Source organism: Streptomyces sp. NPDC052236, assembly GCF_044548015.1.
GTDB lineage: Bacteria > Actinomycetota > Actinomycetes > Streptomycetales > Streptomycetaceae > Streptomyces.
Window position 1 is genome coordinate 147236 of the sequence record NZ_JBIUBL010000018.1, and the last position, 23757, is coordinate 170992.

Annotated in this window: 20 protein-coding genes; 8 read left to right on the forward strand and 12 right to left on the reverse strand. The window is 69.7% G+C overall.

What is annotated here, in order from left to right; genetic code table 11:
- Positions 1 to 188 precede the first annotated feature (188 nt).
- Complete coding sequence (locus ACIHCQ_RS27575) at positions 189 to 1835, reverse strand: glycoside hydrolase family 27 protein (RefSeq protein WP_399667716.1); 1647 nt, start codon at positions 1833 to 1835, stop codon at positions 189 to 191.
- A 463-nt stretch (positions 1836 to 2298) separates the two neighbouring features.
- Here ACIHCQ_RS27575 and ACIHCQ_RS27580 point away from each other — a divergent pair, with 463 nt between their 5' ends.
- Complete coding sequence (locus tag ACIHCQ_RS27580; protein ID WP_399667719.1) at positions 2299 to 3921, forward strand: glycoside hydrolase 43 family protein; 1623 nt, start codon at positions 2299 to 2301, stop codon at positions 3919 to 3921.
- Positions 3922 to 3974: 53 nt separating this feature from the next.
- Positions 3975 to 5996: a non-reducing end alpha-L-arabinofuranosidase family hydrolase gene (locus ACIHCQ_RS27585; RefSeq protein ID WP_399667722.1), complete on the forward strand. Its 2022-nt coding sequence runs from the start codon at positions 3975 to 3977 to the stop codon at positions 5994 to 5996.
- On the opposite strand, the gene ACIHCQ_RS27590 is transcribed toward ACIHCQ_RS27585, so the two are convergent.
- The gene (locus ACIHCQ_RS27590) at positions 5971 to 6411 is read right to left on the reverse strand and encodes a helix-turn-helix domain-containing protein (RefSeq protein ID WP_399667828.1); all 441 of its coding nucleotides are present in this window, start codon (positions 6409 to 6411) and stop codon (positions 5971 to 5973) included. The genes ACIHCQ_RS27585 and ACIHCQ_RS27590 overlap by 26 nt on opposite strands.
- A 447-nt stretch (positions 6412 to 6858) precedes the next feature.
- On the opposite strand from ACIHCQ_RS27590, the gene ACIHCQ_RS27595 reads away from it, so the two are divergent.
- Positions 6859 to 7803 (forward strand): expansin EXLX1 family cellulose-binding protein, encoded by a 945-nt coding sequence (locus ACIHCQ_RS27595; protein ID WP_399667726.1) that lies wholly within the window; start codon positions 6859 to 6861, stop codon positions 7801 to 7803.
- A gap of 216 nt (positions 7804 to 8019) precedes the next feature.
- Here ACIHCQ_RS27595 and ACIHCQ_RS27600 read toward each other — a convergent pair whose 3' ends face one another.
- From ACIHCQ_RS27600 to ACIHCQ_RS27610, 3 genes are all read right to left on the reverse strand, one after another.
- A complete protein-coding gene (locus tag ACIHCQ_RS27600) occupies positions 8020 to 9291 on the reverse strand; it encodes a discoidin domain-containing protein (protein ID WP_399667729.1) in 1272 nt (423 codons plus the stop codon).
- A gap of 116 nt (positions 9292 to 9407) precedes the next feature.
- Positions 9408 to 10802: a prolyl oligopeptidase family serine peptidase gene (locus ACIHCQ_RS27605; RefSeq protein ID WP_399667732.1), complete on the reverse strand. Its 1395-nt coding sequence runs from the start codon at positions 10800 to 10802 to the stop codon at positions 9408 to 9410.
- Positions 10803 to 10975: 173 nt separating this feature from the next.
- Positions 10976 to 12415: a CitMHS family transporter gene (locus ACIHCQ_RS27610; RefSeq protein WP_399667735.1), complete on the reverse strand. Its 1440-nt coding sequence runs from the start codon at positions 12413 to 12415 to the stop codon at positions 10976 to 10978.
- 178 nt (positions 12416 to 12593) lie between these two features.
- Here ACIHCQ_RS27610 and ACIHCQ_RS27615 point away from each other — a divergent pair, with 178 nt between their 5' ends.
- From ACIHCQ_RS27615 to ACIHCQ_RS27625, 3 genes are all read left to right on the forward strand, one after another.
- Positions 12594 to 13520, forward strand: a complete 927-nt coding sequence (locus ACIHCQ_RS27615) for a LysR family transcriptional regulator (protein ID WP_399667738.1) — start codon at positions 12594 to 12596, stop codon at positions 13518 to 13520.
- A gap of 183 nt (positions 13521 to 13703) precedes the next feature.
- Positions 13704 to 14921: a CaiB/BaiF CoA transferase family protein gene (locus ACIHCQ_RS27620; RefSeq protein ID WP_399667740.1), complete on the forward strand. Its 1218-nt coding sequence runs from the start codon at positions 13704 to 13706 to the stop codon at positions 14919 to 14921.
- A complete protein-coding gene (locus ACIHCQ_RS27625) occupies positions 14911 to 15921 on the forward strand; it encodes an HpcH/HpaI aldolase/citrate lyase family protein (protein ID WP_399667743.1) in 1011 nt (336 codons plus the stop codon). Before ACIHCQ_RS27620 ends, ACIHCQ_RS27625 begins: the two co-directional genes overlap by 11 nt.
- A 7-nt stretch (positions 15922 to 15928) precedes the next feature.
- On the opposite strand, the gene ACIHCQ_RS27630 is transcribed toward ACIHCQ_RS27625, so the two are convergent.
- The 4 genes from ACIHCQ_RS27630 to ACIHCQ_RS27645 form a co-directional block, all read right to left on the reverse strand.
- On the reverse strand, positions 15929 to 16405 hold the full coding sequence (locus ACIHCQ_RS27630; protein ID WP_399667746.1) for a hypothetical protein: 477 nt from the start codon (positions 16403 to 16405) through the stop codon (positions 15929 to 15931).
- Positions 16406 to 16539: 134 nt separating this feature from the next.
- On the reverse strand, positions 16540 to 16767 hold the full coding sequence (locus ACIHCQ_RS27635) for a hypothetical protein (protein WP_399667749.1): 228 nt from the start codon (positions 16765 to 16767) through the stop codon (positions 16540 to 16542).
- A 275-nt stretch (positions 16768 to 17042) separates the two neighbouring features.
- Positions 17043 to 17606: an MBL fold metallo-hydrolase gene (locus ACIHCQ_RS27640; RefSeq protein ID WP_399667752.1), complete on the reverse strand. Its 564-nt coding sequence runs from the start codon at positions 17604 to 17606 to the stop codon at positions 17043 to 17045.
- Between the two features lie 55 nt (positions 17607 to 17661).
- On the reverse strand, positions 17662 to 18276 hold the full coding sequence (locus ACIHCQ_RS27645; protein ID WP_399667754.1) for a TetR/AcrR family transcriptional regulator C-terminal domain-containing protein: 615 nt from the start codon (positions 18274 to 18276) through the stop codon (positions 17662 to 17664).
- Positions 18277 to 18456: 180 nt separating this feature from the next.
- On the opposite strand from ACIHCQ_RS27645, the gene ACIHCQ_RS27650 reads away from it, so the two are divergent.
- A complete protein-coding gene (locus ACIHCQ_RS27650; protein WP_399667757.1) occupies positions 18457 to 20112 on the forward strand; it encodes an amidohydrolase in 1656 nt (551 codons plus the stop codon).
- Positions 20113 to 20192: 80 nt separating this feature from the next.
- On the forward strand, positions 20193 to 21680 hold the full coding sequence (locus ACIHCQ_RS27655; protein ID WP_399667760.1) for an APC family permease: 1488 nt from the start codon (positions 20193 to 20195) through the stop codon (positions 21678 to 21680).
- A gap of 103 nt (positions 21681 to 21783) precedes the next feature.
- Here ACIHCQ_RS27655 and ACIHCQ_RS27660 read toward each other — a convergent pair whose 3' ends face one another.
- The 3 genes from ACIHCQ_RS27660 to ACIHCQ_RS27670 all read right to left on the reverse strand — a co-directional run bounded on the left by ACIHCQ_RS27660 (position 21784) and on the right by ACIHCQ_RS27670 (position 23480).
- The gene (locus ACIHCQ_RS27660; protein ID WP_399667763.1) at positions 21784 to 22215 is read right to left on the reverse strand and encodes a substrate-binding domain-containing protein; all 432 of its coding nucleotides are present in this window, start codon (positions 22213 to 22215) and stop codon (positions 21784 to 21786) included.
- Positions 22181 to 22453, reverse strand: coding sequence for a hypothetical protein (locus ACIHCQ_RS27665; protein ID WP_399667766.1), 273 nt, complete (start codon positions 22451 to 22453; stop codon positions 22181 to 22183). Before ACIHCQ_RS27665 ends, ACIHCQ_RS27660 begins: the two co-directional genes overlap by 35 nt.
- Before the next feature lie 133 nt (positions 22454 to 22586).
- Positions 22587 to 23480 carry an alpha/beta fold hydrolase gene (locus tag ACIHCQ_RS27670; protein WP_399667769.1) on the reverse strand — a complete coding sequence of 298 codons (894 nt, stop codon included), beginning with the start codon at positions 23478 to 23480 and terminating at the stop codon, positions 22587 to 22589.
- Between the last annotated feature and the right edge of the window lie 277 nt (positions 23481 to 23757).

Sequence of the window (23757 nt, forward strand, 5' to 3'; positions counted from 1 at the left end):
CGACCGTACGTCCGCCCTGTGGAGCCGTCCTCGACGTGCCCGGTGTAGAGGTGGACCGTCCGTCATGGACCCAGGCGGCTGCCCGGGTGAGCCTCGTGCCGGTGGTGGGGAACGGTCGAGCCGTGATCACTATGCCCTCCGGAGAGAGCCGTCCGGCGGCTGAGCCGCCGGACGGGGCGCGACGTCCTTCACGCGCGGGTCCACTTCTGGCCGGCCTGGCCGTTGCAGGTCCACAGGACCAGCGGGGTTCCGTTGGTGGTACCGGCCCGGTCGACGTCGAGGCACAGTCCGGAGTGGACGTTGCGAATCGACCCGTCGGCGCCGACGGTCCACTTCTGGTTGTTCTGGCCGTTGCACGGCCAGGTGGTGATCCGGGTGCCGTTGGCGGTGCCCTGGTTGTAGGCGTCGAGGCACTTGTCGCCGAAGACGCGGATCTCGCCGCCGGCCCACGTGGTCCACAGCTCGTTGGCGGCCGTGTGGCAGTCCCAGATCAGTACCGTGGCCCCGGCCGCGGTGGAGGCGTTGTCGACGTCCAGACAGCGGCCGGAAGCGTTGCCGCGCAGCCGCGAGGTGGTGGCGGCCAGCGGGCTGCCACCGCTCACCCGGAACACGGCCACGCCGTGCGCGGGGACGCTCGCCGAGATCTGCCCGGACGTGCTCGCCGTACCGCCGGTCCACAGGTCCGTGAGCGTGAACGGCCCGCCGGACAGGCCGACTTGTCCCGTCGTGGTGGTGACCGTCGCCGTGCCGCCTCCCCGGTTGAACAGGCCCACCGCGACTGAGCCGTCGGACAGGGGCTTGGCGAACACCTCGGTGCCCCCGTCGTCGCGCACCCTGCGCCCGCCCGCGCCCAGCGGATCCTGGTTCACCGCCAGCAGACGGGGGTTGCGCAGGATCGCGCTCACGTCGGCGGACATGGTTCGGATGTCGTTGCCGGCCATGAGCGGTGCGCTCAGCAGCGCCCACAGGGCGAAGTGCGAGCGGGACTCGGTCAGTGACAGGCCGGGGCGGCCGACGACCAGCATGTCGGGGTCATTCCAGTGCCCTGGACCCGACTGCGCCGCCAGCGGCGCGGTGACGTCCAGGACGTTGCCGACGCCCATCGGATAGCTGTTGGTGTTGCCATTCTGCCAGATGTCGAGCAGGTCCTCGGTCGTCCGCCACAGGTCGGCGACCTCGCCCCAGTTGTAGGTGGCACCGGTGATGGCGTGGAAGCTGTTGGGGTTGATGCTGTAGACAATCGGCCGCCCGGTGGCGCGCAGGGCGTCGCGCATCAGCGCGAAGCGCGCGATCTGCTCGTCGCGGGTGCCGCTGGAGGAGCACCAGTCGTACTTGAGGTAGTCGACGCCCCACGAGGCGAACGTGGCGGCGTCCTGGGCCTCGCGCCCCCTGCTGCCCGTCGACCCGGGATAGGCGCCGCTGGTCTGCGCGCAGGTGCGCTCGCCCGGCACCTGGTAGATCCCGAACTTCAGGCCCTTGCCGTGGATGTAGTCCCCGAGCGCCTTCATCCCGCTGGGGAACTTGGTCGGGTTGGCCCGCAGGTTGCCTGCCGCGTCGCGCTGCGGGTCGAACCAGCAGTCGTCGACCACCACGTACCGGTAGCCGGCGTCCCGCATGCCCGAGGACACCATCGCGTCGGCGGCCTGACGGACCTGAGCCTCGGTGATCCCGCATCCGAAGCTGTTCCAGCTGTTCCAGCCCAACGGTGGGGTGAGCGCCGGGCTGCCGGGCGCGGCCGAAGCGGTGGAGTGGACTGCGGCCGTGAAGGACGCGGTGACCGTCAGCGCGACGGCCGCGAAGAGACGAAGCAGTCGTCTGCCTGATCGTCTGGGCACCGTGGGCTCCTTTCGGGGCGGCACCGTCGGCTGGACACCTACGGCGCTCGCGAGGGGCTTGGCGGGTGATGCGGTCGTCGGCAGGCCGACACAAAACAGCGGATGACTGCTCCACTGCCGCCGACCTATGGCAGGTGCATGACACTTACGGATGGTTCGAAATTTCGATCTACTTTCGGATCGCCGACGTCACGGATATTAGGGAGATTCCCGAGCTTGTCAACTCCTTCAGCCGTTCAAATTTCTATCGGCACCACCCGTACGGGCGCACAGAACGGCGAAATATTTCGGCATTCCTAACGAAACATGCGAGACGTATTGACGGGAGCTCTCAACCACCTACCATCCAAAATGCTGGCCAGTCGATTACCGTTCGAAATCTCGAACACCGCGGGATCCACCCACCGAAGCGCATCACCCGCAGAGGGAACGACACATGGATATGTCATGCTCTCGTCAAGCTATGGGCCGCCGCCGGGCGCTCGCCGCCGGCACCGGCCTGGTCACCGGTGCCTTCCTGCCTCTGGCCGGAGCCTCCCGGACCGCCGTGGCCGCCCCCGCCCGGGAGTCGCCCCTCGCGGCCGCCCCGGCGTACACGAACCCGGTCATCTGGCAGGACTTCGCGGACATCGACGTCATCCGCGTCGGCGCCACCTATTACGCCTCCGCCTCGACGATGCACTACTCGCCGGGCGCGCCCCTCCTGCGTTCGTACGACCTGGTGAACTGGGAGATCGCCGGTCACTCGGTGCCCGTCCTCGACTTCGGCGCCAAGTACGACCTGAACGGCGCCCGTGGCTACGTCCGGGGCATCTGGGCGTCGTCGCTGGCCTATCGCCCGAGCAACAGGACCTTCTACTGGCTCGGCCAGATCGACTTCGCCAGGACGTACATCTACACCGCCACCGACGTCGAGCGTCCGTGGAGCCGACTCACGACGATCAGCACGCCCTACTACGACGCGGGACTGCTCGTCGACACCGACGACACCCTCTACGTGGCGTACGGGAACACCACCATCAGCGTGGCCCAGCTCTCGCCCGACGGGCGCAACCAGGTCCGCACGCAGCAGGTCTTCACCACACCGCCGAGCGTCGGCACCCTTGAGGGCGCCCGCTTCTACAAGATCAACGGGCAGTACTACATCTTCCTGACCCGCCCCGCCAACGGCCAGTACATTCTGAAGTCGTCGAGCGGCCCCTTCGGTCCGTACACGCTGCGCCAGGTCCTGCTCGACCTGCGCGGGCCGATCCCCGGCGGTGGCGTCCCGCACCAGGGCGGGCTGGTCCAGACGCAGAGCGGCGCCTGGTACTACATGGCCTTCGTGGACGCGTACCCCGGCGGCCGGATGCCTGCCCTGGCGCCGGTCACCTGGACCTCGGACGGCTGGCCCGTCGTGCAACTCGTGAACGGCGCATGGGGCACCTCGTATCCCAGCCCGACCGTGCCCACTCCACCCCGCCAGGTCACCCCCATGGTCGGTGTCGACACCTTCGACGGCACGACCCTCAAGCCGAAGTGGGAGTGGAACCACAACCCGGACAACACCAAGTGGTCGGTGAACAACGGCCTGACCCTGCGGACCGCGACCGTAACCAACGACCTGTACTGGGCCCGCAACACGCTCACCCACCGCATCCAGGGCCCCACCTCCACCGCCACCGTCGAACTCGACTTCTCGACGATGCGCGACGGCGACCGGGCCGGACTCGCGCTGCTGCGGGACTCCTCCGCCTGGATCGGTGTCAAACGCGACGGCGGCGCGACGCGGGTGGTGATGGTCAACGGGCTGACCATGGACGGCAACTGGAACACCACCGGCACCGGCACCGAGGTCGCGAGCGCGCCCCTGACCGGCAGCCGCGTCCGGTTGCGCGCGGCCGCGGACATCCGTCCCGGCGCGGCACGCCCCGGAACCTTCTCCTACAGCACCGACGGCACCAACTTCACCCGCCTCGGGCCCGCCTTCTCCATGGGCAACGACTGGCGGTTCTTCATGGGCTACCGATTCGCCCTCTTCAACCACGCCACCCAGGCACTCGGCGGCGCGGTCCGCATCCCGCGGTTCGAGCTGTCCACGCCCTGACCCGATCCCACCGACCGCACCACCCAACCCCCCGCCATCCGTAGAGGAGAACCATGAACCCGCTGACGCGGCTCGGCCGTCGCCGAGCGTCGGTGTTGTTATCCTTGCTGGCCGTCGGCGCCCTGGTGACGCCCGGCGCCGCGACCGCCGCACCCGACGCCGTCCGGGCCTCCACTCTCGGGGCCCAAGCGGCCGAGTCCGGACGGTACTTCGGGACCGCCGTGGCCGCCGGACGGCTCGGCGACGGAACGTACACCGGGATCCTGGGCCGCGAGTTCAACTCGGTCACCCCCGAGAACGAGATGAAGTGGGACGCGACCGAGCGGTCCCGCGGACAGTTCACCTTCGGCGCCGCCGACCAGATCGTCAACCCTGCGACGGCCCGCGGTCAGCGCGTGCGGGGCCACACGCTGGTGTGGCACTCCCAGCTGCCTGGCTGGGTCAGCTCCATCAGGGACGCGAACACGCTGCGCGGCGTGATGAACAACCACATCACCACGGTGATGAACCGCTACAAGGGCCGGATCCACTCCTGGGACGTGGTCAACGAGGCCTTCGCCGACGGCGGCAGCGGCCAGCTGCGCAGCTCGGTCTTCCGGGACGTGCTGGGCAACGGCTTCCTCGAGCAGGCCTTCCGCACGGCTCGCACGGCCGACCCGGCGGCCAAGCTCTGCTACAACGACTACAACATCGAGGACTGGAACGCCGCGAAGACCCAGGGTGTCTACCGCATGGTGCGCGACTTCAAGGCGCGCGGCGTGCCCATCGACTGCGTCGGCCTCCAAGCCCACTTCGGCACCGGCGGTCCACCCGCCAGTTTCCAGACGACGCTGTCGAACTTCGCCGCCCTCGGCGTGGACGTACAGATCACCGAACTGGACATCGCGCAGGCGCCGACGGCCGCGTACGCGAACACCGTCAGGGCCTGCATGAACGTGGCGCGCTGCACCGGCATCACCGTCTGGGGCATCCGAGACAGCGACTCCTGGCGCAGCAGAGAGAACCCGCTGCTGTTCGACCGCAACGGGAACAAGAAGCCCGCCTATCAGTCAACCCTCACCGCGTTGGGCGGCAGGGCCGCGGCACAGCGGACGGACGCCCGTTCGGCCCGGTCCGCCGCCGCACTCCCCTCCTCCTTCCGCTGGAACTCGAGCGGAGCACTGATCTCCCCCAAGCCGGACGCGACCCACAGGATCGCCGGGATCAAGGACCCGTCGGTCGTCTACTACAACGGCAAGTACCACGTGTTCGCGAGCGTCGGCAGCTCCTCCGGGTACAACCTGGTGTACCTGAGCTTCAGTGACTGGTCGCAGGCCGGGTCGGCCACCCACCACTACCTCGACCGCAGTGCCATCGGGGCCGGCTACCGGGCCGCGCCGCAGGTCTTCTACAACGCACCGCAACGCCTGTGGTACCTCGTCTACCAGACCGGCAACGCCTCGTACTCCACCAACCCCGACATCAGCAACCCCAACGGGTGGAGCGCCCCGCGCAACTTCTACTCGTCGATGCCGGACATCATCCGGCAGAACATCGGCAACGGCTACTGGGTCGACATGTGGGTGATCTGCGACAGCGCCAACTGCTACCTGTTCTCCTCCGACGACAACGGGCACCTGTACCGCTCCCAGACGACCGTCGGCCAGTTCCCTAACGGCTTCACCAACACCGTCATCGCGGCCCAGGACTCCAAATACGCCCTGTTCGAAGCGAGCAACGTGTACAAGGTGCAGGGCAGCAACCAGTACCTGCTCCTCGTCGAGGCCATCGGCTCGGACGGCCGGCGCTACTTCCGCTCCTGGACCGCGAGCAGCCTCGCCGGCTCGTGGTCACCACTGGCCGCGTCCGAGGGCAACCCGTTCGCCAAGTCGAGCAACGTGACGTTCCCCGCCGGAACCTGGACCCGGGACATCAGTCACGGCGAGATGATCCGCGCGGGCTACGACCAGACGCTCACGATCCCGGCCTGCAAGCTGCAGTACCTGTACCAGGGCAAGGACCCCAACGCCGGCGGTGACTACAACAGCCTGCCGTGGCGGCTGAGCCTGCTCACCCAGACCAATTCGACCTGCTGACCATGTGGGCCCCGCCGCTCGTGCGGGGCCCATGCCCACGCTCCCTCCGCCAACCCGTCGGCTCCGCGAGCCTGGCCGCTTGCCGAAGCTCTCCGGGCTCACGAGCAGAGCGAGTCCGGGCACGCTCGGGGAAAGTTGATTCTGTGCCCTTGGGCGACCCGATCCAGGCGCGCGCCCCGCGTTCGGTCAATCCTGATCGTTCTCTGGCCGAGGCCGCGCTTCGAGGCGGTTCACGCAGGCCAGTGAGTCCAGTGAATGTGCGCCACCTCTCAAGGCGATATGCCGCTGTGCCGGGGTGGATGTGCAGCCGGCGAGCGCACGCCGAGACGGAGTAGCCGGTGTCGGCGTAGGCGCGGACCGTGTCGGCGATGGCCGGTTGGTCGGCCAGGATGTCGTTTCTCCCAGCCAGTGCCAGGTCGAGCGCCCGGTTGCGTCCTTAAGGCCTGACGCCCCGCTCGCCTCGTTCGGGCACACCGGAGTGCGCCGGGCCGAACATGCACTGCGAGACGAGTACGGGGCCCTGGCCGAGGCCCTCGTCCAGCAGATCCGCCGTTGATCAGACACTTCCGGGCCTGCTTCGTCGGACGTGCCCCACCACCGCAGCGCCGGAAATACGGCGCCCGCACCGGGCCGGTGCGCCTGTCCCAGCCGTGCGTGATGAGCTCGCGAGGCCCGTGGTGGCAGTCCGTACTCACCACCGGTAGCCCGCAGCTCATGGGCACGCGCGCGACCGTGCCAAGCCGCCCGTAGCCGTCCTCCCGCGAGACTCGGCCACTTCCTGTGAGAAATCGTTGGCAACCTTTGCGCTTCCGGCGGTCACTCAGCAGTGCACCATCGGCTCGATCTTGCGAACGGACAGGAAATGAACACACCGAGGCAGGCCGCGCGGCAGCGCAGACACAGACGCAGGCTCATACTGGGCGCCACATCGGCGCTGATCGCCGCGGGCGTTCTCGCCTACCTGGTCATGGCGTTGCTCCCCGACCGCGACGCCGATGCAGGACCTGCCGCAGCCACACCCCTCGCCACCACCCAAGTGAAAGCCACCGCCGCCAGCGAGACAGGCACCCCGACGGCGACGGCGAGCCCGACTGGCTCCCCCACCCCGACGGGTGCCGCGACCACCACGTCAGCACGGCCGTCACCCACTGACACCCCGCGGCCCCAGCGAAAGTCCGCCACGACCTCGCAGGCAGGACGGCTTCAGCCCAACACCACCTATCAGGGCGTCGCCACCGCCTACGAGGCCGGGAACGGAGACGGCGCCTGCCTGTTCGGCCCGAGCCCCGACCTCATGATCGCGGCCATGAACACCACCGACTACGAGACGTCCAAGGCGTGCGGCGCGTACGTGCTCGTCCGCGCGGCCAACGGCAAGTCGATCACGGTACGGATCACCAACGAATGCCCCCTGCCCTGCGCACCCGGGCAACTCGACCTCAGCCAACAGGCCTTCGCCAAACTCGCCGACCTCAAGGTCGGCCGGATCCCCATCACCTGGAGCCTGGTGAGCCCCAGCAACTCCGACACGATCTCCATCCGGTACAAGACCGGCTCCAGCCCCTACTGGTGCGCCATCCAGGCGATCGGCCACCGTAACCCGGTCGCGCGCCTGGAGGTCCGGACCAGCGGGGGCTGGCGGCAGTTGCCCCGCACCGAATACAACTACTTCATCTCCGCAGACGGCGGCGGGTGCGGCAGGGCGATCAGACTCACCGACATCTACGGCGAACGGCTGACCATCACCGAAATCGCGGTGCGGCCGAACGTCGTGCAACCCACCCAGGTCCAGTTTGCCCGGCACTGATCCCACCGCCGGCACGCTATGAAGCCGACCGCATGGTGCCTCCGCTCACCGCCGGGGATCTCGTTGCCGGGCATCCAGCCCTTGGTGTAGGCGATCCAGTTGCGGCCACCGAGCGTGACGTCGGCCTGCCAGGTCCAACGGGCGGGACGTCGACGGCTCCGGCAGCAGGCTCGGAGCACTGCGCCGGCGGGCCGCGGAGCGCTCCGAGCGAGCCGGTCAGAACGGGCAGGTGTCCGTCCAGCGCGTGACCAGGGATGTGTTGTTCTTGTCGGCGTCACGTACGGGACCGCACAGGAACGGGCTGAAACGGGCGTCGGCACGCAGCCAGAGGCTGAGGAACGACACGATCCACTTGCCCTGCTTGGCCTTGTTGCCGGAGCCCGTCATCGGGCACAGATGGTCGCCCGGAACCTCGATGTAGAGCTTCTCGGCCTGGGACATGGAGTTGTACCAGGGCACCGCGTAGCTGTTGCCGTGGGCGACAGGGTCGCTTTGACAGGTCAGGAAGAACGTGGGCTCGGTGACTGCGGAGAAGTTCGCGTTCGGGTAGTACGGGGCCGTGGGCACGCCCGCCCGGAAGCGCGCGTCGTCCCGGAGGGCCGCCATGACACCACCGCCGCCCATCGAGTGACCGACCGCGCCGAGCGTGCCGTTGACCTTCCCGGATATCGGGTTACCGGCGGCGCCGCCGAGCGCGAGCAACTGGGTGCCGGCGGCGGTGATCTGGCGGCCGCGCGATGCGGGATCGTCGGTGAGTGTGTTGGTGCCGACGTTGATGACGACGAAGCCCCAGGAGGCGAGGCGGGGTGCGAGCCACTGCAGGTTCTGCTGTGTGCCCTGATAGCCAGGCATCAGTACGACGCCCGGGTACGAGCCACTGTCCGTGGGGTACGTGACCGTGCCGGAGCCGTACCCGGTTGGGCTGGGAACGGTGTAGGTGGCGGTGGTCAGCGGCCCGTTGGTGGCCTCTAGGGAAGCGGCCGTCGGGTCCGGGATCCCGTTGCCCGGAGGGGTGCCACCACCGGAGCCGTACACCTGGAACTCCCACAGCGAGTAGCCGTAGGCGGTGCCCCGCTGGGTGCCCTGGAAGCGAACGTACCGGCCGTCGCCGTTCACGTCGAGGGTCTGCACGCCGCCGGTGCTGGTCGAGGTCGAGTAGATGGTGGTCCAGGTGGTGCCGTTGTCGGAAGTCTGGATCTGGAACGCGCGGGCGTACGCGGCCTCCCAGCGCAGCACCACTCGGCTGATGGTGGCGGTGGCGCCCAGATCCACTCCCAGCCACTGCGGATCGCTGAACGTGCTCGACCAGCGCGTCCCGGTGTTGCCGTCCACCGCCGCCGACGCGGAAGTGGACGCGTTCTCGGTGGACGAGGAGGTCGCGGGTTTGCCTTGGGACAGCAGGTCGGCGGCGGCCGCCGGCGGGGCGGCGGCTGTCAGCAGAGTCAGCGCCAAGCCGATGGTGATTGCCAGAGAGATCAGTGCCGACATGGCACGGGATCGGGTCCGTAACTGCACGGTCGTGTGGGTTGAACGGCTGGTTGGATCCATTGATTTACCTCCGAAAAGCGGTGAGAGCGCGGTAATCGGACAGCGGGGTGCGGCGGCTACCGGGACTGTTCGAAGAGCCAGTCGATGACCACGTCGTTCTCATACGTCTGGGCCCATGCGAGGTGTGGGTTCACCGGTGTCGTTCCGGGCGTGTAGCTCGTGAACAGTACGTGACTGCGCGTGGCCCGGGCCTGCCGTAGCAGCGCCCGGGACCGGGCCTCGAACTGTGCCTTCGGCAGATCGTTGGCCCACTCCCCACGGCTGACCCGAGCACCGGCGGTCTCCAGCGCGTTCATCAGTGTCCAGGTGCCGGGATTACCGAACCGGCCCTCCCGGTAGGGGACGACCGCGTCGTCGATGGAGTGGTCGGCCCACATCGGGATGTGCGTGATCCTGTCCATGGTGGCCGAGTCGCCCCAGCCGGCCGTGGGCAGGGCAGCCGCGAACACGTCGGGTCGCTTCCCCAGCAGGCTGTAGATACCGCGCCCACCCGAGGACAGGCCGACGAGATAGAGCCGGGCTGTGTCCACGTTACGGGAGTGCTCGCTCACGAAGGTGTCGATGAGTTCGATCAGAGCGGCCTGGACCTTGGCGTCGGTCCAGTCCGTGCCGTCGGGTCCGTCCATGGGACGGGGCAGGGGGATCTGCGGAGAGAGGACGAACGCAGGGTCGCGGCGCTGTCGTTCCGGTTTGGCGAACGTGACCGCGATCCGGTTGGAAGTGAGCTGGGTCATGTTGTTGTCCGCGACTTCGCCACCGCCGTGCAGGGTGACGACGAGTGGGTACCGCTTGCGCGTCTGCGGGTTCCGTACGAATCCCTCGGGCCGGTACAGCCGGAAGTCCAGTTCGAAACCTGCGGAGTCGGTGAAGGAACCGGCGGCGAAGTCGTCGACCACGGGAGTGAGGACGTCGTCGTTCCGGCTCGCGAACGGGCCGGCCTTGAGCACTGGTTCGCCTTCCGGGGTATGCACGTCCGCCACTTGTCTGACGGAGTATGCGCGGTCGAGCGGAAGGGGGTCGGTGCCTGCGGCCCGTGCGTTGGAGTCGTTCGGGTCGAGTTCGATGATCAGGCGGTCCCCCGGCCGTCCGGGGTGAGATCGGTCGTCCACCTCGGCGGTGGTGCTGGAGTAGACCCGGGTCACCGTGCGAGCCGCTGTTTTCCCGCCCACAGTGGCCTTCACCTGGAAGGCCGAGGGCGGGATCACCCCGCCGCGTAGGTCGATGCGGTACGAGTACTGGATGGCGACGGCTGTGACCAGCCAGTTGTTGCTCGGCGTCACCCGCGTGACGAGGTCCGTTCGCAGGACCGGATTGCGCCCGGAGGTCGCTCGTCGTCCTTGAGATGTGGCTGTCGTGGTGTCGGCGGCCGCGGCGGTTGCCGTGCTCACGGCCGGCGCCGCGACCGCACCTGCTGTGACTGCGAGCGCCGTACGTCTGGTGATCCCTCTCATGGGTCCTCGTCTCGGTCGGTGGGACACCCGGGCCGGGTGCCTGGTGTGTGTGGAGGTGTTCGCCCTCACCGGACTCCCGGAAGCGGGCGGCACGTTGGAGGTCTGAGCGGCAGGTGCGGTGGCTGCCGGGAGCCCACGGCCGGCGGGGACTTTGCTCAGGACCGGGACACCGGTCACAGGGGGAACGCACCGGTCAGCAGGGCGCCCGCGGTCATGACCAGGGTGGTGGCGAAGGCCCAGCGGAAGATGAAGCGCTGGTGTTCGCCGAGCGACACACCGCTCATGCCGACCAGGATGAACGTGGACGCGGTGAGCGGACTGAGCGGGAACCCCGTGGTCATCTGGCCGAGAATGGCAGCCCTGGCGACCTCGGCCGGGTCCGTGCCGAAGCCCTGCGCGGTCTCGGCGAGTACGGGCAGTACGCCGAAGTAGTAGGCGTCCGGAGTGAGGACCAGGCTCAGCGGCATGCCGGTGACGGCCACCGCGACGGGCAGGTGCGAGCCGAAGGAGTCGGGGACGACGGAGACGAGCGCCTCGGCCATCTCGTCGATCATCTTGGTGCCGGTGAGGATCCCGGTGAGGACGCCGGCCGCGAAGATCATCGTGGTGACCAGGACCACGCTCTTGGCGTGCTTGTCGAGCAGCGCCTGTTGCTGTTCCCAGGTGGGGTGGTTGACCAGCAGCGCGATCGCGAACCCGAGGACGAACAGCACCGGAAGCGGCAGCACTTCCTGGATCAGGCAGACCACGAGGGCGATGGTGAGCAGGAGATTGAAGATGTTCAGCCAGGTTTGCGGCAGCGGCGGGACCCGGACGGTGCCGGGCCCGTCCCCAAGAGCCCAAAGGGCCTGACGCTCCCCGTCAGCCGTCGCGGGAGTGGCGTGCCGACTCGACTCGGGTTCCATGGTCGCCGTGACCGTCGTCGAAGCGGCGGGTTCACGGCCGTCCCGCTCGTCCTCGCTCTCGCGCACGTCCGTGGCCGGACCCTGCGGGGACAGCGCGGCAAGACGGTTGCGCTCCCGGCGGCCGAGCAGGTACGAGGCCACCAGCACCCAGACGACACCGAATCCCATCGCGGGCAGCACGGGGTTGAAGACCTCGGAACTCTCCAGCTTCAGCGCCGCCATGGCGCGTACGGTCGGGCCACCCCAGGGGACCATGTTCATCACGCCCGCGCCCAGGCAGACCACTCCGGACAGCACCAGGGGGTTCATGCCGAGCCTCTTGTAGACCGGCAGCAGTGCGGAGACGGTGATGAGGAAGGTGGAGGCGCCGTCGCCGTCCAGGGCCACGCACAGGGTGAGGACGGCCGTGGCGACGGTGATCCGCAACGGGTCGCCGCGCGCCACGCGCAACAGACCGCGGATCAGAGGGTCGAAGAGCCCGGCGTCCACCATCAGGCTGAAGTACAGGACCGCGAAGGCGATCATGATGCCGGTGGGGGCCACCTTGGACAGCCCACCGAGAATCAGCTCGCCCAGATCGCCCGCGAAGCCGCCGATGAGCGCCGCCAGCACCGGAAGCAGGATCAGAGCGACCAGTACTGAGGCGCGTTTGGTCATGGTGAGCAGCAGGAGAACGGCGATCGTGGCGAAGCCCAGGGCTGCCAGCATGGCGGCGCTCACTTTCTCGGGGAGGGCCCTCGGCGGCGGGGCGGGAGCTGGGCGGGGGCAGGCCGAGGTGTTACGCGAGAGTTTCGGAGCATTACCGGATCGGTGTCCAGCATCAAACCGAGATCTGTCCATGCGATAAGCGCATCAATTCAGCGGGCAAGCCCTATGCTCGTCGGTCATGGAGCCCACCACCCTGCGTCAACTGGCGGCATACGCGGCCGTCGCCCGGGCCGCGAGCTTCACTGCGGCCGCCGCGGAGATGTACGTGTCCCAGTCCTCGCTCAGCCGCGCGGTCGCGGATCTGGAGCGACAGCTCGGCGTGCAACTCCTCGAACGGGACACCCGTAACGTGCAGTTGACCGCGGCGGGCGTCGAGGCCCTGCGTGTCGCCGAGCAGATCGTCACCGCGCACCGGGCGGGCATGAAGGAGCTCAGGCGATACTTGCTCGGCGAATCGGGAACGGTCGCCGTGGCCACCCTTCCCTCCGTCGCCGCGGTGCTCCTGCCGCAGGTGATCTCCGACTTCCGCGAGCGGCGGCCACAGGTGTCGGTACGACTCCTCGACGGCCTGGAGCGGTCGGTACTGGACCGGGTCCTGTCCGGCGACGCCGACTTCGCGATCACCACCGTCGGTAACCCACCGGAGCAGTTGGAGCACCGCCCCCTGGTCAGGGACCGCTTCGTCGCGGTGCTGCCGGAAGGCCACCCGCTCGCCGACCGCCACGAGATCGCCTGGGACGACCTGGCTCGTCAGCCGTTCCTGGCCGTCGGGCGCGACTCGAGCGTGCGCCGGCTCACCGACGCGGCGTTCGCCCAGATCGACGCGCACGCGGTACCGGCGGCCGAGGCGGGCAGTATCGCGACCGTGGGGGGACTGGTGACCGCCGGCCTCGGGGTGTCGGCGATGCCCGCCCTCGTGCTCCCGCTCATGGGTGCCGGACCCGTCGTCTGCCGTCCTCTGGTGGACCCCGTGGTGGACCGGCGCCTGGACATCGCGCTGCGCGCTCGGCGAACGCTCCCGACCGTGACGGAGCGGTTCTTGGAGACGCTCGAAGAGTTCCGCCTCCAGGGGCGTCCACTTCCGCCCGGGGTTTCGTGGGCTTGAGGCCGCGTACCAACCCCTCCCCCATTCATGCGTTCTTCGCATTGATTGATGGCCTTCTGTTGCTCGACAAGCATTTCCCCGCTCCTGCAGTCTGAAGACCCGGACGGCGACGGCCGTGCCGCACCAACGCGGACGACGCTGTCGGGGACCCACGCGAAACAGCAGGGGCAAAGGAGCGCATCGGTGTCGGACGACGAGCGGAACACCACCGGAAGCGGGCAGTTGCAGGGGCTGAAAGTGGTCGAGTTCGCCCATGTGGTCGCCGGGCCGCTGGCAGGCTCGATGCTCGCCGACCAAGGGGCCGACGTGGTACACGTAGAACCCCCCGGCGCCGGAGACGCGGCCCGCGCCATGGGACCTCAACGTGACGGTGTTCCCCTGTGGTTCAAGGTCGCCGGCCGCAACAAACGCTCGGTCACCCTCGACCTGCACCACGAGGCCGGCCGACTCGTCGCCCGCCGACTCGTCGCCTGGGCGGACGTCGTCATCGTCACCCTGCGCGCGGGACGCCTGCGCAGCTGGGGACTCGACTGGGACTCCGTGCACCGGATCAACCCCCGGGCCGTACTGCTGCAGATCTCCGGCTTCGGCGCCACCTCGTCGCAGGCAGACGCCCCCGGCTTCGGCAAGATGGGTGAGGCGCGCAGCGGAGTCGTCCACCTGACCGGTTTTCCCGACGGCCCGCCCGTCCACACCGGCTTCTCCCACGGCGATGCCGTGACCGGCCTGATGGGCGCCTACGCCGTCCTGGCCGCTCTCCACCGCCGTGACCACGACCCCGGTTTCGACGGCGAGTGGATCGACCTCGCTCTCTTCGAGTCCCTGTTCCGTCTCGTCGAGTGGCAGGTCATCGTCCACGACCAGTTGGGACAAGTACCCCAACGCTCCGGCAACCAGTTGGCGGTCGCCCCGGGGGCCGTGATCAACACCTACCGCTCCCGCGACGGCGAGTGGATCACGGTGACCTCCGCGACGCTGCGCTCGGTCCGCAACATCGTCCGGCTGCTGGGACTCCCCGAGAAGGAGTTCACCACGGCTCAGCAACAGTACGACCGACGCGAACAGTTGGACGAGAGCCTGCGGAACTGGGTGACGGAGCGCGGCACCGGCGAGTGCCTGGAGGAGTTCACCCGCGCCGAAGTCGTGGCCTCACGGGTGTTCGATGCCGCGGACATCGCCGCCGACCCCGTGTACGCCGAACGCGAAGACATCATCACCGTCGATGACCCCGATCTCGGTCCGGTACGTATGCAGGCGGTGATCCCGCACTTCCGGCAGCGGCCCGGCCGGGTCTGGCGGACGGGGCCCGCCCTCGGGCAGGACAACCACCTCGTCTACGGGCAGTGGCTCGGACTCAGTGCGGACGAGCTGGCCGACCTGGAGAAGAGCGATGTCATCTAGGGAGTCTTCGAAGAGCCCTGCCGAGGTGGACACGGGAGCGGTCGACCGGCCCCCGCTGCGCTCCCTGCTCTTCGTCCCCGGCACCAGAACCGACTGGCTGCCCAAGGCCCGGGCGGCGGGCGCCGACGCGGCCATCCTCGACCTGGAGGACGCGGTGCCCGCCTCGGGCAAGCTCGCCGCCCGTGCGCAGGTGGCCGACGCCGTCGCACAGGCCGCCGCCACGTCGGCCGAGCAGGCGGGACGGATGGCGCTGTTCGTCCGTGTCAATCCGCTGGACGACTGGGCGGGGGCCGAGGAACTGCGGGCGGTCGTACGGCCCGGGCTCGCCGGTGTAATCCTTCCCAAGGTCCACTGCGCCCAGGACGTGAAGCTTGCCGACCGGCTGCTGGGCTGGTGCGAACAGGAACAGGGCCTGCCGCCGGGACAGGTCGCCCTGGTGCCCCTGCTGGAGACGGCGCGCGGCCTTCGCGAGGCCTACGACATCGCGCAAGCCGCCTCGCGCATCGCCTACTTGGGCGCTCTCACCGCCCCCGGCGGTGACGTGGAACGCGCCGTCGGCTACCGCTGGAGCCCTGAGGGAACCGAAACGGTGGCACTGCGCTCCCGCGTGCTGCTGGACGCCAGGGCAGCCGGAGTGCCATGCCCGGTCAGCGGATTGTGGACGCGCATCACCGACCTGCCGGGGCTACGCGCCTTCGCCGAACAGAACCGCTCCCTCGGCTACGAGGGCATGATGGCGATCCATCCCTCCCATGTCCCCGTGATCAACGAGGTGTTCTCTCCCAGCTCCGCCGAACTCGCCCGCTGCGCAGAGCTGATCGCGGCGGTCGAGGCGGCACAGAGAGAAGGGACGGGCGCCGTGACATTCCAAGGTGAGATGGTCGACGAGGCCATGGCCCGTACGGCCCGCCTTGTTCTGGAACGACACGGGGCGCAGGTTCGCGTGGAGCGTACGAGTCCCGCGTCGAGGCCGCGGGCCGCGACGTTCAGCGCCCCCTGATGGACACTTACCCTCGCTCGATCTGACCCCGCAGGAGGTGCATCACGCCCAAGGTGACGCCCCGCGCGCTCAGCGGCACCATCATCACCGAATGGATCTTATCTTCCAATCGCCTGATGCTCTCGGCACGGGCCGGGGATGCCGTCGACCACTCGCGCAGCAGCGGGTCGCCCACAGCGTGGTGGCTCCCCCGGCCGGTGATCAGTGCCTGGGCCGGTGGTGAGCCGGGTGGGCAGAGGTCGGTGTCGCCCACCGGGACCACGGATTCCGGGCACCCCGGGAGCACCGACCGTTGCGCGGTACGGCGGCAGACGACCGGCGTGGCGTGAGGTGTCGGTTGCGGCTCGTGTCCCTGGACGACCGACTCCAGCAGATCGACGGTGGCGAAGTCGGCGAACCCCGTCACCGCCACCTCGACCAGTTCCTCGGCTGTGCGAGTCACGTCCAGGGTGCTGCCGATGCGCACGCCGGCGTCGTTCAGCACGGCGAGGCGAGGCGAGGCGACGCCGGGCCCAGTACTGCTCGGTGATGTCGATCGCCAGCGCCGACAACCCCAGCACCGCGCCCGCCCGGTCCTTCAGCGGGGAGAGGAACAGAGACCACGCGTGATCGCGGACCTCACCGGAGGCTCGAAAAGGCAGCCTGGCTCATCACCTGGTTGCAGGTAACGAACCGCGCCTCACTGTCATAGATGGCCACGGGCAACGGGAGCTGCGCGAGCGTGAGGTTCCACAGTTCCGCTGTCCCCGCATCGGTCGGCAGGGAGGAATACGTCAGCGCCGCCGGGGTGACGACCCAGTGGTTCCTGCCGTCCGCGTCCGCCGGCGGCGTTCCCCGGAGCTGCACGGTGACACGGTCTCAGGTCGGCGGCCGGCCTCCCCGTCACTTCCTCCGGCTCGTACCCGAGCAGCCGCCCGGCTCCGGCGCTCGTGCGGCCCCCTTGCTCCTATGGTCGTGTCGGGCTCATTGTCCATGGGGTATCCCGACCTCGTTCCTGCCGCGCCCCGGCACGGCGCCGCGTCACCCGTCACGGGTGCTGCCTCCAGCATCCCGCCGCGGGGCACGGCGCTCAACCGGCCGCAGCAGGCCAGGCGGCCGACGGGCCTCGGGGACAGGCCGGGCTAGAGGGGCGTCGACGACGACGGCACGAAGGGCGCACCGTGTCCCGGCACGATCAGCGCCGGGCCGAGAGCCAGGACCCTCTCCCTGGCCGCCCGCAGTTGATCGCGGTCGGGCGCGAAGGGGTCGTCGGCCGGCCCCTCGGCGGTCCACCACAGATGGGTCAGGACCACCAGGCCCTCGTCCGCCGTCACCAGGGTGCTGACGTCCTCGGCGGTGTGGCCGGGGGTGGTCATGAGCGTGATCGACGAGGAGAGCCGGTATCCGTCGGCGTTCCGGTCCTCCCAGACGTCGTCGTGGTAGATGGCCATGTGGTCGTGGAAGCGGGCTTCGGGAAACAGGGCGGCGTTCAGCGTGTGGTCCGGGTGGTGGTGGCTGAAGATCACGTCGGTGACGTCCTCGGGGGCGAGTCCGTGGGGCGCCAGCGGGTCCAGGATGAGCCGGCGGTCCGCGACCATGCCGGGATCGACGATCGCGACGGTCGCGCCGTCGACGAGCAGGGTGACGGTGCCAGCCACCCGCGTGTCGGCGTAGCCGGTGGTCAGGACGTGGAACGAGGCGGTCATGACGGGGCTCCTCCGGTGAGGCCTTGAGTGATAGGTGTGGGGCGGTGCGAGCCGGTCACCGGGGAAGGAGCGCCCGGAAGCCGGTGATCAGGGCGCGGAGACCAACGTCGAAGGCGAGTTCGGCGCGGCGGTGGTCGGCGGGGGTGTCGTCGAGTACGGCGGTGAGGTGCGGGGCGGTTTCGCGGGTCACGTCGGAGACCATCACCGGCGGAGCCACGAGGTCCAGGGCGGAGCCGAGGATGAAGTTCTCCATCGCGTTGATCAGGGGCATGACCTGGCTCGTGGTGAAACCGGCGGTCAGCAGGAGTTCGGCGACCTTCTCGTACATCGCGTGCATGAAGGGTTCGGCGAGCGAGGCGGTGGCGAGCAGGGGTACCGCCCCGGGGTGCGCGGCGAAGGCGGCGCGATAGGAGCGGGCCCATTCCTCGAGGGCCTGCTCCCAGGGCTGTGACGAGTCCCAGGCATCGGGGCTGGTCTCCAGGGCCAGCACTTCCCTCATGAGCGAGATGATCTCGTCCCGGCCGGACACATGGTGGTAGAGCGCGGAGGGGGCGACGCCGAGCGCCCCGGCCAGGGCGGGAATGGTGAGGACGCCCTGGTCGTCGGCGAGTCTCAGCGCTGCGGCGCCGATACGTCGGCGGTCCAGCAGAGGGGTGCGCGGCCTTGCCAAGAGGGCTCCTCTTCGTACGTCTCCTCCGCCGGGCGACGGCACGGCCGCCCGCGGGTTGTCACCGGAACTTTACCGAACGACTTTCAGTAAAACTCTTCCCGGCTGTTCGAGTGACCCCTACATTACCGAAACCGAATCGGTTTCAGTTAGGTCGTCGTACGACGGGAGGGCGTCACCGCCATGCAGGCTGACATCGTGTTCACCGGAGGGACCGTCAGGACCGGGGCCGCCGAAGGCCCGGTGCTCGACGCGCTCGCCGTCACGGGCGGCAGGATCAGCGCGCTCGGGCCGGAGGCGCTCGCCGCCCGGGGCAGGGGCACCACCGTGGTCGATCTACGAGGAGGCGCGCTGCTGCCCGCGTTCGGCGACGGACACGTGCACCCGGTGATGGGCGGTCTGGGCCTGCTCGGAGCACCCGTGCGCGAGTGCACCTCCGTGGAGGGGATCGTCGAGGCCGTACGCCACTGGGCCGACGAGCATCCCGAAGCCGAGTGGATCAGCGGCGACGGCTTCGACGCCTGGCTCGCCCCCGGCGGCAGGTTCGACGCCCGCCGGCTGGACGCGGCCGTCCCCGACCGGCCCGTGGTGCTGCGCACGATGGACCACCACACGGCGTGGGTGAACAGCGAGGCGCTGCGCCGGGTCGGGTTCACCGCCGCCACGCCCGACCCGGACGGCGGGGAGATCGTGCGCCGGGAAGGCTCCACCGAACCGCTGGGCACCCTGCGGGAGTTCGGTGCCGTGCTGCCCGTCCTCAACCTCGTACCCCAGCCGTCCCACGACGCGCAGGTGGAGGCGCTGCGCGAGACCGCCGCCCGATTCGCCGCCTCCGGCGTGACCTGGGTGCAGGATGCCTGGGTGGAACCGCACCACGCCGATGTCTGGATCACAGCGGCGACCAGCGGCCCAGGGCTTCCCATCCGTGCCGACCTCGGCTTCTTCCTGGGGCCGGAGCACTGGCGCGAACGGATCGCCCTGCTCGCTGCCGAGCGTGAACGGGTGGAGAGTGCCGCCCCCGGGCTGCTCACCGCGCACACCGTGAAGTTCTTCGCCGACGGGGTCATCGAATCCGGCACGGCCGCCCTCCTCAAGCCGTACAGCGACTGCCCGCACTCCCACGGCATCGCCAACTGGACACCGGCCGAACTGGCGAAAGCCGTCACCGCGGTCGACGCCCTCGGCTTCCAGCCGCACATCCACGCGCTCGGCGACGGCGGCGTCCGCGTCGCCCTGGACGCGATCGAGGCCGCGGTGCGCACCAACGGCACCCACGACCGCCGCCCGGTCATCGCCCACGCCCAGCTGATCGACCCCGCCGACCTTCCCCGCTTCGCCGAACTCGGGGTGATCGCCAATCTCCAGCCGCTGTGGGCCCAGCCCGACAGGCTGATGACCGAGCTCATCCTGCCGAAGATCGGCCCGGAACGCGGCGCGCGGCAGTACCAGATCGCCGCGCTGCTCGCCTCCGGCGCCCGCATCTCCTTCGGCAGCGACTGGCCGGTCACCGACTACGAACCACTGCGGGGCATCACCACCGCCGTGACCCGCCAGACGCCCGAGGGAATCCCCGACGGCGGCTGGCTCCCCCAGGAGCGGATCGACACCGCGACCGCCCTGGCCGCCTACTCCGCCGGATGCGCCTACCAGGCGTTCGAGGAGAAGAAGTGGGGCGTCCTGCGCCCCGGAATGCGCGCCGACCTGGTGCATCTCGCCGCCGACCCGGTCGAGACGGATCCCCGCGGCCTCGCGCACCTGCCCGTCCTGGGCACCTGGCTCGCCGGCCGGCGCACGCACGGCTCCCACATCCCCTCCCCCGTTCCTGCCGCAGGACGGTAGCCGAAAGACGCCGTCACGGCCGGACCGCGCACCAGGTCAGTAACCCACCCGTCGACCTCACGCATCACGCGGAGACCTCCATGACCGAGCCCCACACCTCCACCACTCCCCAACAGCCCCCAGCGGCCACCGGGACGGAGCCGACCGGCCAGCTGCAGCGGGCCACGCTCGGCGTCACCGACATCTTCTTCTTCGTCGTGGCGGCCGCCGCCCCGCTCACCGTGATGGCCGGTATCGCCCCGCTCGCCATCCTCTTCGGCGGCATCGGCGCCCCGGTCGCCTACCTGACGGTCGGCGTCGTGCTGTGCCTGTTCGCGATCGGTTTCACCGCCATGACGCCCCACATCCGCAACGCGGGCGCCTTCTACTCGTACATCGCCCGGGGCCTGGGCCGCCCTGCCGGACTGGGAGCGGCGCTGCTGGCGGTGTTCTCCTACAACGCCCTGCAGATCGGCACGTACGGCGCCTTCGGCTTCTTCGCCGCCGGCACCGCGAACGACCTCCTGGGCATCGACCTGCCCTGGCCGGTCTACGCCTTCGCCGCGATCGCCGCGGTGTGGTTCCTCGGCTTCCGGTCGATCCACGTGGGCGCCAAGGTCCTCGCCGTCCTGCTGATCGCGGAGACCGCCATCCTGGTGCTGCTGGCCGGCGCGATCCTCGTCAAGGGCGGTGCGGACGGCCTGAGCCTGGCTTCCTTCGCCCCCTCCAACGTCTTCACCTCGCAGATGAGCGCACCGCTGGGCCTCGCCACCGCCGCCTTCATCGGCTTCGAGGCCACCGTCCTCTACCGCGAGGAGGCCCGCGATCCCGACCGCACCGTGCCCCGCGCCACCTACCTGGCCGTCGGCTTCCTCGGCCTCTTCTACACGTTCGTCGTCTGGGTCATCGTCCAGGCCTTCGGCGACGACAAAGCCGTCGGGACCGCGGCACAGAACCCCGCCGAGATGTTCTTCACCGCCATGACCCAGTACGTCGGCGGCTGGGCCGCCGACCTCCAGCGCGTCCTGATCGTCAGCAGCCTCCTGGCCTCCCTGCTCGCCTTCCACAACGCCATCACCCGCTACGGCTACGCGCTGTCCGTCGAGGGCGCCGCCCCCGCCCGCCTGGGCCGCATCCACCCCCGGCACGGCTCGCCCTGGATCTCCGGCATCGCACAGACCGTGCTGGCGGCCGTCGTCACCGCCGTCTTCGCCGCGATCGGCGCGCACCCGTACAACGAGTTCCTGCTGTGGGTGAACACCCCTGGAGTGGTCGGCATCCTCGCGCTGCAGACGCTGGCCGCCTGCGCCGTGGTCGCCTTCTTCCGCCGCAACCCCGGTGCCGGCGGGGCGGGACACCTGCGCACGGTCGCCGCACCCGCGACCGCCGCACTCCTCCTGGCCGTGATCACAGGGCTGGTCTGCACCCGCCTCAATCTCTTCACCGGCGCCCCGCCCGCCGTCAACTGGATGCTCATCGCGCTCACCCCGGTCGTCTTCACGATCGGCGCGGTCCTCGCGGTGCGGATCGGCCGCAAGCGGCCGGAGGTCTACGCGAAGCTCGCCACCACCGACGTCGACTCCGTGTGACCGACGGGCAGGCCCCGTCGCGGGACGGCAGATCCCCGCGACGGGGCCGCAGCCGCACGCCGACGTCTCGCCGCCACGCCCGGCGAGGAGTCGACGTCCCAACTCACGGGGCGCGGTGCGTCGTCGGTTCACGTCGGGCGCCCTCCGGGACCGGTGTGACGGTCACGCGTCCTGACTGCCCGCTCAGCCCTGTGCGGCGGACGCCTGCGCCCTGTCCGCCGCGAGCAGCGTCGCGAACCGCGCCAACCGGGCTCCCTGGAAACGGGCGCAATCCAGCGTGACCTCGTCCGGGGCCGTCGAGGGGAATCCTGCGGGCGACCTCCATTCCCACCTGCGGCACTTCCTCGCCCCGGCCGAACGCCAGGGCCGGCTCAGTGGCGACTGTCGCCATCTCGGCGAGCGGCTGATGCACGGAGGTCAAGGTCGGATCCATCCAGGCCACGGCCGGTACGTCGTCGAAGCCCACCACGCTGAGGTCGTGCGGGATGCGCAATCCGAGCTCACGCGCGGCCTGGTAGACGTCGAGCGCCTGCATGTCGTTCGCGGTGAACACGGCGGTGGGGGCGATCGGGGCGAGACAGCAGCTCCCGCGCGGCGGCGTACCCGTGCTCGCGCGTGAGCTGGGTCTTCACCACCAGGTCGGGGTCCATCGGCAGGTCGGTCTTCCCAAGGGCGGAGACGTAACCGGAATGCCGGGCCCTGCCCGCGCTCGCGCTGCTGGCGAACTCTCCGCCGCCGGGTCCGAACGCGCTGTTGCCGACTGTCAGGGTCATGGCTGTCACCTCCACACACGGGCGCGCCGCCCGTTCCGCCGTACCCCAGAAATCCTGGACCGCACCCCTTCGCCGGGCCACCGGACCGAACGCCTGGCCTCTGCCACCGGCCTCCGCCACCGGCGGGACACCGTCATGAGGCGGTCGTCGCCGGGGTGAGGCGCAGGATGGCCTCGGCGGTGGCGCGTGGTGCCTCGCGGGGTGGGAAGTGGCCGACGCCGGGCAGCACCACACGCTGGTAGGAGTCCGCGAACAAGTCGTCCTTGCCCTCGGTGGTGCCGGCGAAGTTGTCGCCGTCGCGTTCGCCGTGCAGGACCAGGGCCGGTACGCGGATCGGCGGCGGTTCGGCGAGGCGGTCCTCGATACCCTGGTAGGCGGGGTCGCCGGGGGCCTCGCCCCAACGGTGCAGGTAGGCGTGCACGCTCACCTCGGCCCAGTCGGGGTTGTCCCAGGCCTCGGCCGCCTGCCCGAAGGCGAATTCCGTGAAGTCCCACCCCGGGGACCAAGTGGTCCACAGGTAGCGGCAGATACCGCGGCGGTCGTGGGCGAGTGCCTGGCGGCCGCGGGCGGTGGCGACGAACCACTCGTACCAGTAGGCGTGGGCCAGCGGGTACGGGACCGGGGCATCGGGGCGGTTTGTCGAGTAGCCCGCCGATATCGCGACCAGCGCGTGGACGCTGCCGGGGAAAAGCGCGCCGAGGACGTATCCGGCGCGGGCACCCCAGTCGTGCCCGGCCACCACCGCGCCGCGCAGCTCCAGGGCCTCGATGAAGTCGGCCAGGTCCCGGCCGAGCGCCCCGATCTGTCCGCTGCGCGGCCGGTCCGCGGAGCGGAACCGGGTGGGCCCGAAGCCGCGCAGATACGGCCGGTACACCCGGCAGCCCGCCCGGTGCAGGTGCGGCAGCACCTCGTCCCAGCAGTGGATGTCATCAGGCCAGCCGTGCACCGCCACCACCGGCTGCCCGCGTTCGGGGCCGCTCACGTCGTAGGCGATCTGCAGCACCTCGGTTTCAACGAACTCCGTCATGGCTACCCGGGTAACCATCTGCCGGTGGCCGAATCAGGGGATGGCCGGCGAATGGTCGACACACGCGTGACCTCATGTGTGGCGTCCCGGCGATCCTCCGCGGCAACCGCGCGGGTTCCACCACGTAGATCGTTCCGACTGGCGTCGCGCCGCAGCACTCCTGACCAGCCAAGACCGAGGCAAGTCCGCGGCATTGCGCATCGTGTTGTGCGGCACCGCCCTCAAACGCGGCATCGGCCCCAGGAACGACGTGTTCGTCACCATCCGCCACGAGCAC

What these genes read in the sequence shown, in the direction of transcription:
- ACIHCQ_RS27650 (WP_399667757.1), top strand. Translation starts at nt 18,457, where the DNA reads ATGCAGGCTGACATCGTGTTCACCGGAGGGACCGTCAGGACCGGGGCC.
- ACIHCQ_RS27670 (WP_399667769.1), bottom strand. Translation starts at nt 23,480, where the DNA reads ATGACGGAGTTCGTTGAAACCGAGGTGCTGCAGATCGCCTACGACGTG.
- ACIHCQ_RS27585 (WP_399667722.1), top strand. Translation starts at nt 3,975, where the DNA reads ATGAACCCGCTGACGCGGCTCGGCCGTCGCCGAGCGTCGGTGTTGTTA.
- ACIHCQ_RS27595 (WP_399667726.1), top strand. Translation starts at nt 6,859, where the DNA reads ATGAACACACCGAGGCAGGCCGCGCGGCAGCGCAGACACAGACGCAGG.
- ACIHCQ_RS27625 (WP_399667743.1), top strand. Translation starts at nt 14,911, where the DNA reads ATGTCATCTAGGGAGTCTTCGAAGAGCCCTGCCGAGGTGGACACGGGA.
- ACIHCQ_RS27600 (WP_399667729.1), bottom strand. Translation starts at nt 9,291, where the DNA reads ATGTCGGCACTGATCTCTCTGGCAATCACCATCGGCTTGGCGCTGACT.
- ACIHCQ_RS27605 (WP_399667732.1), bottom strand. Translation starts at nt 10,802, where the DNA reads ATGAGAGGGATCACCAGACGTACGGCGCTCGCAGTCACAGCAGGTGCG.
- ACIHCQ_RS27640 (WP_399667752.1), bottom strand. Translation starts at nt 17,606, where the DNA reads ATGACCGCCTCGTTCCACGTCCTGACCACCGGCTACGCCGACACGCGG.
- ACIHCQ_RS27580 (WP_399667719.1), top strand. Translation starts at nt 2,299, where the DNA reads ATGGGCCGCCGCCGGGCGCTCGCCGCCGGCACCGGCCTGGTCACCGGT.
- ACIHCQ_RS27610 (WP_399667735.1), bottom strand. Translation starts at nt 12,415, where the DNA reads ATGCTGGCAGCCCTGGGCTTCGCCACGATCGCCGTTCTCCTGCTGCTC.
- ACIHCQ_RS27660 (WP_399667763.1), bottom strand. Translation starts at nt 22,215, where the DNA reads ATGCAGGCGCTCGACGTCTACCAGGCCGCGCGTGAGCTCGGATTGCGC.
- ACIHCQ_RS27665 (WP_399667766.1), bottom strand. Translation starts at nt 22,453, where the DNA reads ATGACCCTGACAGTCGGCAACAGCGCGTTCGGACCCGGCGGCGGAGAG.
- ACIHCQ_RS27655 (WP_399667760.1), top strand. Translation starts at nt 20,193, where the DNA reads ATGACCGAGCCCCACACCTCCACCACTCCCCAACAGCCCCCAGCGGCC.
- ACIHCQ_RS27615 (WP_399667738.1), top strand. Translation starts at nt 12,594, where the DNA reads ATGGAGCCCACCACCCTGCGTCAACTGGCGGCATACGCGGCCGTCGCC.